Annotated in this window: 13 protein-coding genes; 9 read left to right on the top strand and 4 right to left on the bottom strand. The window is 67.0% G+C overall.

Translation table 11 applies throughout. From position 1 onward, the window contains the following. Positions 1 to 113: 113 nt before the first annotated feature. Positions 114 to 1,208, bottom strand: a complete 1,095-nt coding sequence (gene ddlA, locus R1H25_RS07985; protein WP_317223267.1) for a D-alanine--D-alanine ligase — start codon at positions 1,206 to 1,208, stop codon at positions 114 to 116. 378 nt (positions 1,209 to 1,586) lie between these two features. On the opposite strand from ddlA, the gene R1H25_RS07980 reads away from it, so the two are divergent. From R1H25_RS07980 to R1H25_RS07965, 4 genes are all read left to right on the top strand, one after another. Then, positions 1,587 to 2,222 (top strand): SCP2 domain-containing protein, encoded by a 636-nt coding sequence (locus R1H25_RS07980; protein ID WP_049447239.1) that lies wholly within the window; start codon positions 1,587 to 1,589, stop codon positions 2,220 to 2,222. Then, positions 2,219 to 3,874 (top strand): ubiquinone biosynthesis regulatory protein kinase UbiB, encoded by a 1,656-nt coding sequence (gene ubiB / locus R1H25_RS07975; RefSeq protein WP_317223266.1) that lies wholly within the window; start codon positions 2,219 to 2,221, stop codon positions 3,872 to 3,874. Before R1H25_RS07980 ends, ubiB begins: the two co-directional genes overlap by 4 nt. Before the next feature lie 5 nt (positions 3,875 to 3,879). Further along, complete coding sequence (locus R1H25_RS07970; RefSeq protein ID WP_317223265.1) at positions 3,880 to 4,458, top strand: O-methyltransferase; 579 nt, start codon at positions 3,880 to 3,882, stop codon at positions 4,456 to 4,458. 109 nt (positions 4,459 to 4,567) lie between these two features. Continuing rightward, complete coding sequence (locus tag R1H25_RS07965) at positions 4,568 to 5,308, top strand: pseudouridine synthase (protein ID WP_317223264.1); 741 nt, start codon at positions 4,568 to 4,570, stop codon at positions 5,306 to 5,308. A gap of 76 nt (positions 5,309 to 5,384) precedes the next feature. On the opposite strand, the gene R1H25_RS07960 is transcribed toward R1H25_RS07965, so the two are convergent. Further along, positions 5,385 to 5,912 carry a DUF2059 domain-containing protein gene (locus R1H25_RS07960; protein WP_057499624.1) on the bottom strand — a complete coding sequence of 176 codons (528 nt, stop codon included), beginning with the start codon at positions 5,910 to 5,912 and terminating at the stop codon, positions 5,385 to 5,387. A gap of 133 nt (positions 5,913 to 6,045) precedes the next feature. Here R1H25_RS07960 and arfB point away from each other — a divergent pair, with 133 nt between their 5' ends. The 3 genes from arfB to dcp all read left to right on the top strand — a co-directional run bounded on the left by arfB (position 6,046) and on the right by dcp (position 9,352). Further along, positions 6,046 to 6,477 carry an alternative ribosome rescue aminoacyl-tRNA hydrolase ArfB gene (arfB, locus tag R1H25_RS07955; protein WP_032130467.1) on the top strand — a complete coding sequence of 144 codons (432 nt, stop codon included), beginning with the start codon at positions 6,046 to 6,048 and terminating at the stop codon, positions 6,475 to 6,477. A gap of 46 nt (positions 6,478 to 6,523) precedes the next feature. Next, the gene (locus R1H25_RS07950; RefSeq protein WP_226053502.1) at positions 6,524 to 7,084 is read left to right on the top strand and encodes a lysophospholipid acyltransferase family protein; all 561 of its coding nucleotides are present in this window, start codon (positions 6,524 to 6,526) and stop codon (positions 7,082 to 7,084) included. Positions 7,085 to 7,195: 111 nt separating this feature from the next. Then, positions 7,196 to 9,352, top strand: coding sequence for a peptidyl-dipeptidase Dcp (gene dcp, locus R1H25_RS07945; RefSeq protein ID WP_241881043.1), 2,157 nt, complete (start codon positions 7,196 to 7,198; stop codon positions 9,350 to 9,352). A 155-nt stretch (positions 9,353 to 9,507) separates the two neighbouring features. Here the strand turns inward: dcp and R1H25_RS07940 are convergent, their stop codons facing one another. Then, entirely contained in the window at positions 9,508 to 9,954 is a 447-nt protein-coding gene (locus R1H25_RS07940; RefSeq protein ID WP_004153636.1) for a 3-dehydroquinate dehydratase, read from the bottom strand. 3 nt (positions 9,955 to 9,957) lie between these two features. After that, on the bottom strand, positions 9,958 to 10,359 hold the full coding sequence (locus R1H25_RS07935; protein WP_317223263.1) for a hypothetical protein: 402 nt from the start codon (positions 10,357 to 10,359) through the stop codon (positions 9,958 to 9,960). A gap of 304 nt (positions 10,360 to 10,663) precedes the next feature. Here R1H25_RS07935 and lepB point away from each other — a divergent pair, with 304 nt between their 5' ends. Both lepB and R1H25_RS07925 read left to right on the top strand, forming a co-directional pair. Beyond that, complete coding sequence (gene lepB, locus R1H25_RS07930; protein ID WP_317223262.1) at positions 10,664 to 11,290, top strand: signal peptidase I; 627 nt, start codon at positions 10,664 to 10,666, stop codon at positions 11,288 to 11,290. Between the two features lie 125 nt (positions 11,291 to 11,415). Continuing rightward, complete coding sequence (locus tag R1H25_RS07925) at positions 11,416 to 12,672, top strand: MFS transporter (protein ID WP_049447256.1); 1,257 nt, start codon at positions 11,416 to 11,418, stop codon at positions 12,670 to 12,672. Positions 12,673 to 12,723 lie beyond the last annotated feature (51 nt).

Genomic DNA, 12,723 nt, shown 5'->3' with positions numbered 1-12,723 from the left:
CCCCCACGCCTCTTTAGTAGAGTCGAGCCATGCTCGACTGCTTCTCATGAGTCGAGCATGGCTCGACTCTACAGAGGATCTTCGAGCATGGCTCGACTCTACACAGAGAGCCCCTACACGGCGCTTTGCAATCCTCGATCGGCTTGGTGACGCTCCAGCGCCAGTTCGATCAGGCGCGTGATCAACGTCGTGTAGTCGACACCGCTGGCACCCCACAACTTCGGGTACATGCTGATGCGGGTAAAGCCCGGCAGCGTATTGACCTCGTTGATGACGATCTCGCCCTCTGCCGTGAGGAATACATCCACGCGCGCCATGCCCGCACACTCCAGCGCCTGGTAGGCCTGCAGCGCGATCTGCTGGATGCGAGCCTGGGTTGCAGCATCAATGTCCGCCGGCACCACTACTTCTGCGCCATCCTCGTTGATGTATTTGGTGTCGTAGGCGTAGAACTCGTCGTGAACCACCACCTCGCCGCACAGGCTGGCCTGCGGATGCGCGTTGCCCAGCACCGCGCACTCGATCTCGCGGCCAACCACTGCTGACTCCACCAGCACCTTGTGGTCGTAGCGCAGCGCCAAAGCCAGTGCCTCGGCGAAGCCCGCCGCATCCTTCACCTTGCTCACGCCCACCGACGACCCCTGGTTGGCCGGCTTCACGAACAACGGCAGCCCGAGCTGCGCGATCACCGCATCAACATCGACCGCCGCCGCCTGATGGCGACGGATGCACAGCCACGGCGCCACCTGCAGCCCGGCGTCGCGCAGCAGGCGCTTGGTCACGTCCTTGTCCATCGCCACCGCCGAGCCCAGCACCGGCGAGCCGACGAAGGGCAGGTTGGCCATGCGCAGCAGCCCCTGCAGCGCACCGTCCTCGCCCAGCGGCCCGTGCACGATCGGCAGCACCACATCGATCTGGCCCAGTGCACTGGCCGCATCGGACGGCTGCAGCTGCGCCTGTTCCGCACCCGGGCGCACCGCCAGCGACGTGCCGGACCCATGCAGCGCGATGCGCGAGGGATCATCGGCATTGATGAGGAAGGTATCCGGCTGGCTCAGATGCCACTGGCCCTGCTTGTCGATACCGACCAGCACCGGCTCGAAGCGCTCGCGATCAAGCGCATCGAGGATGTTCTTCGCCGACTGCAGCGAAACTTCGTGCTCGGAAGACTTGCCCCCGAAGATGATGCCGACCCGGGTCCGTGCCATGGGGAATGCGATGTCCTGTGCGTTGCGTGGCCCCATAGCATGAACCTTCATCGGCCCACCGCGTGAGGCACAGATGAACCAGAAATCCATCCACGCATGGCGTGGATCCACCGTGTCGACCAAGGTCGACACCCACCAAGAGCAGCAGGAACCTGTCGAAGGCGGGGTGGGGCCGGTTGCGGGGGTGTCCGCGGCATGGATGCCGCGGCCAAGCCCCCACGGACGGGTTTACGGCGTCCCCCGCAACCGGCCCCGTCCCGCCAACCCACGGAATGCCCGCTGTTGCTGTTGCTTCGGCTATTGCCGTTGCCGTTGCATCTGCGGGTGCCGGGCGGCAGCCCGGCCCAAGCCCCCCACCCACGCAGGTAGAATGCGTACATGGCTCTCTCCCTGCTCAAGTCCCTCAAGCCGGTCGCTGGCCGCGCCCTGCAGATCGCCCTGAACCGCGCGCTGGCGCTGGATCCGGATACCCGCCATGCACTGGCCAGCCTCGACGGCCGGCATATCGACCTGACCCTGGAAGCGCCGTCGCTGGCCATGCGCATCAGCGTCGACGGCGACCAGCTGCGGGTCGGCCCGGTGGACGCGCAGGAAGCCGACCTGGCCGTGCGCAGCAGCCTGGCCGGCGTGCTGGCACAGCTGCCGCTGCTGGCCAACGCACGGCGTGGCGACAACAACGGCAAGGGCCGCGTGCGCGTGGCCGGCGATGCCGAACTGGCGCGCCGCCTGCAGCAGCTGGCCAAGGGCTTCGATCCCGACTGGCAGCAACCGTTCGTCAGCGTGTTCGGCGAGGTACTGGGCGTGCAGGTCGCCAACACCCTGCGCAGTGCCCTGCAGCACGCGCGCCAGGGCGCGGTCGACCTGGCCCACAGCGCCGCCGAGTTCCTCACCGAGGAATCGCGTGATGTAGTGCCGCGCGCTGAACTGGATGCCTTCCACGATGACGTGGACGTGCTGCGCGATGACGTCGAGCGGCTCGGTGCACGCGTGCAGCGCCTGCGGGGTGCCGCATGAAGGCCGTGCTGCGGGCAAGCCGCATCGGCCGGGTGATCCTGCGTTACCGTCTCGACGACCTGCTGCAGGGCACACCGGCCGAACGCTGGCTGCGCCTGGCCAAGCCGTTCGTGCCGCGCGCCTCGGCCGACATCGCCGCACAGTCGCGCGGTGCGCGCCTGCGCCTGGCGCTGCAGGATCTCGGCCCGATCTTCGTCAAGTTCGGCCAGATCCTGTCCACCCGCCGCGACCTGGTGCCGCCGGATGTGGCCAATGAGCTGACCCTGCTGCAGGACCGGGTCAAGCCGTTCGATGGCGAGACCGCGCGCCGCATCGTCGAGGAAGCACTTGGCCTGCCGGTCAGCGAGGCGTTCGCCAGCTTCGATACCGAACCGCTGGCCTCAGCCTCGATTGCGCAGGTGCATGCGGCCACGCTGGCCGATGGCCGCCAGGTCGTGGTCAAGGTGTTGCGCCCGGGCATCGAGAAGCAGATCGATGCCGACATCGCGTTGCTCAATTCGCTGGCCGCCCTGGTCGAGCGCACCCATCCGCGTGCCGACAAGATCCGCCCGCGCGAAGTGGTGGCCGAAGTCGAGAACACCCTGGCTGCCGAGCTGGACCTGCAGCGCGAAGGCGCCAATGCCAGCGTGCTGCGCCGCTTCTGGGAAAACAGCGACGACCTGTACGTGCCGGAAGTGATCTGGAGCCACACCGCCGAGCGCGCGCTGACCCTGGAGCGGGTGTGGGGCATTCCGTCCGATGACATCGCTGCACTGGACAAGGCCGGCATCGACCGCAAGGCGCTGGCCGCCAAGGGCGTGCGGGTGTTCTACACCCAGGTGTTCCGCGACAACTTCTTCCATGCCGATGCGCACGCCGGCAACATCTGGGTCGACACCGATCCGGCGCGCCGCGACAACCCGCGCTTCATCGCGCTGGACTTCGGCATCATGGGCCAGCTCTCGCAGGAAGATCAGTACTACCTGGCCGAGAACTTCATGGCCATCTTCAACCGTGACTACCGCCGCATCGCCGAACTGCATGTGCAGGCGCGCTGGATGCCGGACAACGTGCGCATCGATGATCTGGAAGCGGCCGTGCGTTCGGTGTGCGAGCCGTACTTCACCCGTCCGCTGTCGCAGATCTCGCTGGCCGAAGTGCTGATGAAGCTGTTCCGCGTGGCCCAGCGTTACCAGCTGACCCTGCAGCCGCAGCTGATCCTGCTGCAGAAGACCCTGCTGAACATCGAAGGCGTCGGCCGCCAGCTTGATCCGCAGATCGATATCTGGGCGGTGGCCAAGCCGGTGCTGGCGAAGATCCTGCGCGAGCGCTACAGCCCGCGCAGGGTGGTACGCGAGATCGGCAAGCGCCTGCCGGAAATCATGACCCATGCGCCGGACATGCCGCGCCTGGTGCACGCCTGGCTGACCCAGCAGGTGGAAGGCCGCCACGAACTGTCGATGCGTTCGCGCGACCTGGCCGCACTGGATGCCAGCGTGCAGCGCCTGCAGACGCGCGCGGTGGGTGCGATCACCGGTGTCGGCCTGCTGGCCATCGCCGCACTGATGTATGTGCTGCAGCCGCCGGGCTGGTACTGGGGCGACGTGCCGGCGTGGAGCTGGCTGTCCGGTGCGGTCGGCGCAGTGGCGCTGCTGCGCGCGTGGTGGAAGTAGGCCCCATGCTGCAGGCACTCAAGGACGAACTGGCCCGCTTCGGCGCCGACAACGACGCCCGCGAAAGCGCGCGTGGCCGCCGCATGCTCAACATCACGCCGGAGACGGGGGAATTCCTGTCCGTGCTGGTCCGCTTCGGCGCTGCGCGCCAGGTGCTCGAGATCGGCACCTCCAACGGCTATTCGACGCTGTGGCTGGCCGAGGCTGCCGCCGCCATCGACGGCCACGTGACCACGCTGGAATACGCCGAGGACAAGGCGGCGATGGCGCGTGGCACCTTCGCGCGCAGCGGCCTGGCCGATCGCATCACGCTGGTCCACGACGATGCCGGGCCGTGGCTGGCACAGGCCGCCGATGCCAGCATTGACCTGCTGTTCCTTGATTCGGACCGCGGGCAATACGCCGGCTGGTGGCCGCAGCTGCGCCGCGTGCTGCGCCCGGGGGGCCTGCTGGTGGTGGACAACGCCACCTCGCATGCGGAAGAGATGGAACCGCTGCGTGTGCTGCTGGACGCTGATCCGGACTTCAGCACCAGCCTGGTGCCGGTGGGCAATGGCGAGCTGTTGGCCGTACGCAGCGCCTGACCGCTCTACATCGGTAGGTGCCAACCTTGGTTGGCACGCTGTTGCCGGTCGCGCAGAGCAGCCGAGCATGGGCTCGGCTCTACAGTAAGCAGGCCCTTATAATCCCGCGGTGAGCACCGAACCCGATACCCTCGCCGCGGTCGAGACCGACACCGCGCCCCTGCAGCTGCTGCACCTGGATGAGCGCCTTGCCGTGGTCAACAAGCCTGCCGGGCTGATGGTCCACGACAGCAAGCTGGCCCGTGGCGAAGACGACTTCCTGGCCGACCGCCTGCGCGAGCAGCTGGGCCGACCGATCTTCCTCGTGCATCGCCTGGACCGGGCGACCAGCGGCTGCCTGCTGCTGGCCTTTGACCGCGAGACCGCCAGCGCGCTGGGCAAGGCGCTGATGGGCGGCGAAGTGCTGAAGGACTACCTGACGGTCTGCCGGGGCTGGCCGGCCGAACTTTCCTGGCAGGTCGACCATGATCTGGATGGCGGCCCGGGCAAGCCGGTGAAGAAGCCGGCGGTCACCGACTTCCAGCGCCTGGCCACCGGCGAGCTGTCGGTGCCGGTCGGTGAATTCACCAGCTCGCGTTACGCGCTGCTGCGCTGCCAGCCGCAGACCGGGCGCTTCCGGCAGATCCGCCGGCACCTGAAGCATCTTTCGCATCACATGATCGGCGACACCAGCCACGGTGATGGCCGCCACAACCGCATCTTCCGCATGCAGGGCGTGCACCGCATGCTGCTGCATGCCGAGCGCCTGCGCTTCCCGCATCCGGACGGTGGCACGGTGGATGTGCGTGCGCCGCTGGACGGCGGGTTCCAGAAGGCGCTGGACCTGTTCGGCTGGCAGGTGGACCTATAGACGGTAGTGCCGGCCGCTGGCCGGCACCTGCCTGATCCCAACCGTACGAGGTTGCCGGCCAGCGGCCGGCACTACCTCACTTCTTTTCCGGCTCGTTGACGATTGCTTCCAGGTCCTTCTGCAGGTCCGCGAACAGCGGCTGCATGCGGGCCTGGATGGCCACCATCACGTTCTGCATCAGGGCCGGGGTCTTGTCCAGCAGGCTCTGGCCGGCCGCGCTCTCGTAGAACTCGGCCATCGCCAGCACGTCTTCCTTGCTGAAGGTCTTCTTGTACAGGTCCACGTACATCGGCCGCAGCTGCTGCCACGACAAGGCCTGGCGAAGTGTCTGGCTGGTCCGCGCCTGGATCCGCTTCAGCTGTTCCTGTTGCTGGGCATTGAGCTGGCGCTGTGCGGCCACCTGCTGGAACTGCTGCTGCTGCATCGCCTCGATCTGCGGCAGCATGGTGTCGATCATGCTCTGCGCCCGCGACGCGGACAGCAGGCGGTTGATGTCGCCATCGGTCGGTGGCGCGGCCAGAGCCGGAACGCTGGCCACGGCCAGCGCCAGCAGCAGGGCGGCGCGGCGCAGCAGGGGCGGCAGGGCGGGTACGAAGCGGGTCATGCGGGCTTCCTGCGGTACATGGGACGGCCAGCATACCCGCAGCCAAGGCGAAGGCGGCGTGTTCGGTACCTGATCGGCGGCATACGGTGCGCGATGCCGCACTCCGGCACGTGGCTGCCGCTACAATGCGCGGATGGGCAGTGGACCGGTCACCATCAGCGCGCAACTTGAAATCCCCGACGGCGAGATCGTCGAGCGGTTCGTGCGTGCCAGTGGTGCCGGTGGCCAGAACGTCAACAAGGTCTCCACTGCGGTGGAACTACGTTTCGACGTGGCCAACTCGCCCTCGTTGCCCGAACCGTTGCGCGCGCGCCTGCTGGCGCGGCGTGACCGGCGCATGACCGGCGAAGGCGTGCTGGTCATCGACGCGCAACGTTTCCGGACCCAGGATCGCAATCGCGAGGATGCGCGCGATCGGCTGGCGGCCTTCATCCAGGCCGGGCTGAGCGTGCCCAAACCGCGCAAGGCCACCAAGCCGACCCTCGGGTCGAAACTGCGTCGTCTGGACGCCAAACGCGGGCGCGCGCAGATCAAGCGCGGGCGCTCATCACGTGACTGGGAGTGATTGCTTGAACAACCCGACTTCGTTGTTGCCGGCCGTGCCGCCGCAGATGCCGCAGGTCAAACCCAACGCCTTCCTGCGCTGGCTGGCGCGCTGCACCCTGCGCATGGGCGGCTGGAAGGTGACCGGTACCCTGCCTGACATCCCCAGGCTGGTCTTCATCATCGCCCCGCATTCGTCCAACTGGGATGGCCTGTGGGGCATGGCGGCCAAGATCGCGCTGGGCATGAAGGTCAAGGTGCTGGGCAAGGCATCGCTGTTCTGGTGGCCGCTGGGGCCACTGCTGCACAAGCTGGGGGTGATCCCGCTCGATCGCAGTTCGCCGCAGGGCACGGTGGGGCAGGCGGTGGACCTGCTGCGCAACAACGAGAAGATGTGGTTCGCGATCACGCCCGAGGGCACCCGCAAGGCGGTGAAGGACTGGAAGGCCGGCTTCCTGAAGATCGCCCGGATGGCCGACGTACCGATCCTGGCCGCGTATTTCCACTACCCGGAAAAGACCATCGGCATCGGCCCGCTGTTCACGCCCAGCGGCGATGACGCCGCCGACATGGCCGCCATCCGCGAGTTCTACCGGCCCTGGATCGGCAAGACCCGCGGTACGGTCTGAGCCTGCCACAGGCCGCCGCATAGACGCCACGTCCGGCACATGCCGGGCGAGCGCGACAGGAGTAGGGTGGAGGGCTGGTATCCCGTACCGTCTGCCCAAGGAGTGTTTTACATGTCGCGTACCGTAGTCCTGGCCGCCGCCATCAGCCTGGCGCTGGCGGCCTGTTCCGGCAAGGAGTCCACCCCCGTGTCCGATGCCCAGAAAGCCCCGGCCCAGCAGCCGGCCGAAGCCTCCACCAATCCGCTGCTGAGCGCCAGCACGCTGCCGTTCCAGGCGCCGCAGTTCGACAAGATCAAGGACAGCGACTACCTGCCGGCGTTCGAGGAAGGCATGCGCCAGCACCTGGCCGACGTGCGCAAGATCGCCGACAGCAGCGAACCGGCCACCTTCGACAACACCATCGTGGCGATGGAGCGCAGCGGCGAGACGCTGAACCGCGTGTCGCGCATCTTCTTCGGCCTGGTCCAGGCCGACACCAACGATGCACGCCAGAAGATCCAGGAAGAGGTGGCGCCGAAGCTGGCCGCGCACCAGGACGAGATCAATCTCGATCCGAAGCTGTTCGCGCGCGTGAAGTCGCTGTACGACCAGCGTGACACGCTGGAACTGGATCCGGTGCAGAAGCGCCTGGTCGAGCATTACTACGACGGCCTGGTGCGCGCCGGCGCGCAGCTGTCCGACGCCGACAAGGCGAGCCTGCGCAAGCTCAACGTGGAAGAAACCACCCTTTCCACCCAGTTCCATACCCGTCTGGTGGCCGCCACCGCCGCAGCGGCCGTCGTGGTCGACGACAAGGCCAAGCTGGCCGGCCTGGACGAAAGCGCGGTCAACAACGCCGCCAACGCAGCGAAGGAGCGCAAGCTGGATGGCAAGTTCCTGCTGCCGTTGCAGAACACCACCCAGCAGCCGGTGCTCGGCTCGCTGAGCGACCGCGACCAGCGCGCCGCCGTGCTGAAGGCTTCGGAAACCCGCGCCGAGCGTGGCGATGCCAACGACACCCGGCAGACCGTGCAGCGCTTGGCCCAGCTGCGCGCGCAGAAGGCCAAGCTGCTCGGCTTCGACACCTTCGCCGACTACCAGCTGGGCGACCAGATGGCCAAGACCCCGGCCGCCGCGCTGAAGCTGCTGACCGACACCGTGCCGGCCGCCACCGCCAAGGCCCGTGCCGAAGCCGGCGAGATCCAGAAGGTGATCGACGCGCAGAAGGGTGGATTCCAGGTCGCCGCTTCGGATTGGGACTTCTACGCCGAGCAGGTGCGCAAGGCCAAGTACGATCTGGACGAGTCGCAGATCAAGCCGTACTTCGAACTGGACAACGTGCTGCAGAACGGCGTCTTCTACGCCGCCACCCAGCTGTACGGCATCACCTTCAAGCCGCGTACCGACATTCCGACCTACAACCCGGACATGAAGGTGTACGAAGTGTTCGACAAGGACGGCACCTCGCTGGCCCTGTTCTACACCGACTACTTCAAGCGTGACAGCAAGTCCGGCGGCGCCTGGATGGACGTGTTCGTTGAACAGGATGGCCTGACCGGTGCCAAGCCGGTGGTCTACAACGTCTGCAACTTCACCAAGCCGGCCGCCGGCCAGCCTGCGCTGATCAGCTTCGACGACGTCACCACCATGTTCCACGAGTTCGGCCACGCACTGCATGGCATGTTCTCGAACGTGAAGTACCCGTCGATCGCCGGTACGGCCACCTCGCGTGATTTCGTCGAGTTCCCGTCGCAGTTCAACGAACACTGGGCGCTGGACCCGAAGGTGTTCGCCAACTACGCCAAGCACTACAAGACCGGCGAAGCGATGCCGCAGGAACTGGTCGACAAGATCCTCAAGGCACGCAGCTTCAACCAGGGCTACGCGACCACCGAGTACCTGTCGGCCGCACTGCTGGACCTGGCCTGGCACACCCAGAAGGCCGATGCGCCGCTGCAGGATGTCGGCGCCTTTGAAGCCAGCGCGCTGAAGAAGTTCAAGGTCGACCTGCCGCAGGTGCCGCCGCGCTACCGCACCACCTACTTCGACCACATCTGGGGTGGTGGTTACTCGGCTGGCTACTACGCCTACTTCTGGGCGGAAGTGCTCGACCATGACGCCTACCAGTGGTTCACCGAACACGGTGGCCTGACCGCCGCCAACGGTCAGGAATTCCGCGACAAGATCCTCTCGCGCGGCAACAGCGTGGAGCTGTCGACCCTGTACCGCGATTTCCGCGGCAAGGACCCGTCGGTGGAACCGCTGCTGAAGTTCCGCGGGCTGAAATAAGAAACAGAAAACGGCGGGGGAAACCCCGCCGTTTTTCTTTGTGTAGAGCCGAGCCCATGCTCGGCTGATGTTTCCTGGAAAGGCAGCCGAGCATGGGCTCGGCTCTACAAAGGCGGAAAAGCCAGTCGAGCATGGCTCGACGCTACACAAGCGCTTTACGTCCCCACATGCACCCGGTTCGCCTGCTCGGCCAGCCCCAGGTGATCCAGCGCGATATCCAGCGCCAGCACATAGCTCTGCGCGCCATACCCGGCGGCGATGCCCAGGCGCTGGCCGACACCAGCCGGCAGGCACGGCTCGGCCACCGCGCCGTCGTCATGCACTTCCACGTAGGCGTTGTGCAGGTAGGGCAGAAGGCGCTGCAGGCGCAGGCTGTTGGCACACGCACCCGGGTCAAGCAGCGTCACCTCGCCACGGCTGTGATCGGCCACGCGCAGGGCATCCAGCAGTTCCTGTTCCGAGCCGCAGGCGCGGATTGCCACGCTGGTGCCGGCGTCGATCGCGCGATGCACCAGTGACTTCAGTACCGGTGCCGGCAGTGGCATCGCCGTGCGGATCAATGCACCGGCGGCTTCCGGGCCGCGGATGATGAAGATCGACATGGCTCAACCCTCCTGCGCCAGGCGGCGGCCAACGATGGCCAGCGACAACGGGTAACCGGCCTGCTGGCTGCGCTGGTCCACCACCACTGCTGCGGGGCCATGCTGCAGGCGCAGGCGTGCCTCGAGGCCGGGTTCGCTGGACGCCTGCAGCTCGATGTACTGCGCCGGCAGCCGTTCCAGCGCCGCCTGCAGCGCGCCACCTTCAGCCTGCCATTGCGCCTCGTCGGCGGCACCAACATCCAGCAGTACCCAGTCGGCCGAGCGCGCCTGCGGCTGGCACAGGCACTGGCGTACCTCGGACAGGCTGGCGCAGTCGCTGCACAGCACGCGATGGCCGCTCAACTGCGCCGGCAGCTGCGGGCGCGGCGCCGACGAAGATGCGTGGCGGATCACCAGGAGGGTCATACAACACCTTGCGGAATGCGCCCTGTGGCGCGGTGGGCACACGATGCGCGTGCTGCCCGTAAAGGTGCGATGCCCGCGGCCGGGCTGGGGCGTAAAACCTGCGTAACCCGTTTTGTAGAGCCGAGCCCATGCTCGGCTGCCGTTCCGTAGAGTCGAGCTTGCTCGACTGCTCTGCGCCTCAGTCGAGCAAGCTCGATGCTACAAGAGCAAGCCGAGCATGGGCTCGGCTCTACAGGTTCCAGGCGCGGGAACCTCTTCGGCCCGGATGTGGTCTGATGCAGCTACCACTCACCCGGAGCCTGCCGTGGACGCCGTTGCCCGCCCTCCCTTTTCCGAACGCGCGCTGGCCTGGCTGAAGAAGGAGGCGCTGCCGTTGCTGGTGATGCTGGGCCTGCTCGCCGCCGCCCGCGATACCCTGGCCAACCACTACGTGGTGCCCAGCGGTTCGATGCAGCCGACCCTGCAGCCCGGCGACCGGGTGGTGGTGGACATGCGCGCCTACGGCCTGCGCCTGCCATTCACCGGCAAGGAACTGGTGTCCACCGGCACGCCGCAGCGCGGCGAAGTGGCGGTATTCGATTCGCCGGCCGACGGCACCCGCCTGATCAAGCGCGTGGCGGCGGTGGCCGGTGACCATGTGCAGCTGCACGAAGGGCACCTGAGCATCAACGGTCAGCCGCTGCAGACCGCGGACCTGCAGGACGTGGAAGCCTTCGGTGAACGCCGTGCCAGCCTCGATCTGGACATGGGCGGCGGCCCGGACATCGCCGACCTGCTGGTGCCGGCCGGCAAGGTGCTGGTGCTGGGTGACCACCGCGGCAACAGCTTCGATGGCCGCTTCTTCGGCTTCGTCGACGCCGACAAGGTCTACGGCCGCGCCGTGGCGGTGTATTACCGCCGGGGCGCCGGCTTCGAGTGGCAGCGCCTGTAAGCTGAATTGATACTTTCTGTGTATCAATCCTGACCTATCAGGTTATGGATCGACTGGATGGACGGGCCTAGTCTGAGGCCTGCTCCCTCCCACGCCCGGCCGTCCCCCACCGGCCCATTGATTCCATGACTGGCGAAACCACGGCGGCCGTCGAGCGCCGTCCCCACACCGTCGACTTCGACACCGAGACCCGCATCCAGCAGGGCACACCGGCCTTCCGCCGCACCGCGTTGGCGCTGTTCCTGGCCGGCTTCTCCACCTTCGGCTTGCTGTACACGGTGCAGCCGCTGCTGCCCGAGTTCAGCCGTCACTTCGGTGTGTCCGCCGCCGGCAGCGCGATGTCGCTGTCGTTGACCACTGGCACGTTGGCAGTGGCGATGCTGCTGGCCGGCCTGTTGTCCGATGCGGTCGGCCGGCGCCCGTTGATGATCGTTGCGCTGCTGGCCTCGGCCATGCTGTCGCTGAGCACCGCGCTGGTGGACGACTGGACCACGCTGCTGGTGCTGCGCACCCTGCTGGGCCTGGCGCTGAGCGGTGTGCCGGCGGTGGCGATGACCTACCTGGTCGAGGAAATGGACAGCCGCGCGCTGGGCCTGGCGATGGGCCTGTACATCGGCGGCAATGCCATTGGTGGCATGAGCGGGCGGCTGCTGGCCGGCATCATCGCCGATCACTGGGGCTGGCGCTGGGGCATCGGCGTGGTCTCGATCATTGCCATCGCCAGCACCGTGCTGCTGTGGCTGCAGCTGCCGCCGTCGCGCCACTTCCATCCCCGCCGTGATGGCCTGCGCCAGTTGCCGTCACGCTGGCGCATGCTGTTCGCCGACCCGGGCCTGCCGTGGCTGTTCGCCACCTCGTTCGTGCTGATGGGCGTGTTCGTCACCCTCTACAACTACCTGGGCTACCACCTGCTGGCGCCGCCGTACCGCCTCAGCCAGACCGTGGTCGGCCTGATCTTCAGCGTCTATCTGGTGGGTACCTTCAGTTCGGCGTGGATGGGCCAGCAGGCCACGCGCTACGGCCGCGGCCGCATCCTGTCGATCTCGTTCGCACTGATCGGCGTCGGCATCGCGCTGCTGGCATTGCCTTGGCTGAGCACGATGGCACTCGGCATCGCGCTGGTGACGTTCGGCTTCTTCGGCGGTCACTCGGTAGCCAGCAGCTGGGTTGGCAGCCGTGCCGGCACGATGCGTGCTGAAGCCTCGGCGCTGTATTTGTTTGCTTACTATCTTGGGTCCAGCGTGCTGGGTGGGGTCGGCGGCTTGGCCTATGCGGCCTGGGACTGGTTGGGCGTGTGTGCGTTCGCTGCGGTATTGACCCTGATCGGGGGGGGCATCGTCTGGGCGCTGCACCAGCGCGCCCCGCAGCCGGTCACGGCGTGACCTTGCTCTGGTAGATGCCAACCTTGGTTGGCGCTGTGGCCGTGGGCCAAC

Origin of the sequence: Stenotrophomonas veracruzanensis, assembly GCF_032911525.1 — a bacterium.
Lineage (GTDB): Bacteria > Pseudomonadota > Gammaproteobacteria > Xanthomonadales > Xanthomonadaceae > Stenotrophomonas > Stenotrophomonas africana.
Note: the sequence above shows the minus strand (reverse complement) of the source record. Positions and strands in the feature narration are given on the sequence as shown.

Excerpts from the sequence above, each read along its gene's own strand:
- ddlA (WP_317223267.1), bottom strand. The coding sequence starts at position 1,208 with ATGGCACGGACCCGGGTCGGCATCATCTTCGGGGGCAAGTCTTCCGAG.
- R1H25_RS07980 (WP_049447239.1), top strand. The coding sequence starts at position 1,587 with ATGGCTCTCTCCCTGCTCAAGTCCCTCAAGCCGGTCGCTGGCCGCGCC.
- ubiB (WP_317223266.1), top strand. The coding sequence starts at position 2,219 with ATGAAGGCCGTGCTGCGGGCAAGCCGCATCGGCCGGGTGATCCTGCGT.
- R1H25_RS07970 (WP_317223265.1), top strand. The coding sequence starts at position 3,880 with ATGCTGCAGGCACTCAAGGACGAACTGGCCCGCTTCGGCGCCGACAAC.
- R1H25_RS07960 (WP_057499624.1), bottom strand. The coding sequence starts at position 5,912 with ATGACCCGCTTCGTACCCGCCCTGCCGCCCCTGCTGCGCCGCGCCGCC.
- arfB (WP_032130467.1), top strand. The coding sequence starts at position 6,046 with ATGGGCAGTGGACCGGTCACCATCAGCGCGCAACTTGAAATCCCCGAC.
- R1H25_RS07950 (WP_226053502.1), top strand. The coding sequence starts at position 6,524 with ATGCCGCAGGTCAAACCCAACGCCTTCCTGCGCTGGCTGGCGCGCTGC.
- dcp (WP_241881043.1), top strand. The coding sequence starts at position 7,196 with ATGTCGCGTACCGTAGTCCTGGCCGCCGCCATCAGCCTGGCGCTGGCG.
- R1H25_RS07940 (WP_004153636.1), bottom strand. The coding sequence starts at position 9,954 with ATGTCGATCTTCATCATCCGCGGCCCGGAAGCCGCCGGTGCATTGATC.
- R1H25_RS07935 (WP_317223263.1), bottom strand. The coding sequence starts at position 10,359 with ATGACCCTCCTGGTGATCCGCCACGCATCTTCGTCGGCGCCGCGCCCG.
- R1H25_RS07925 (WP_049447256.1), top strand. The coding sequence starts at position 11,416 with ATGACTGGCGAAACCACGGCGGCCGTCGAGCGCCGTCCCCACACCGTC.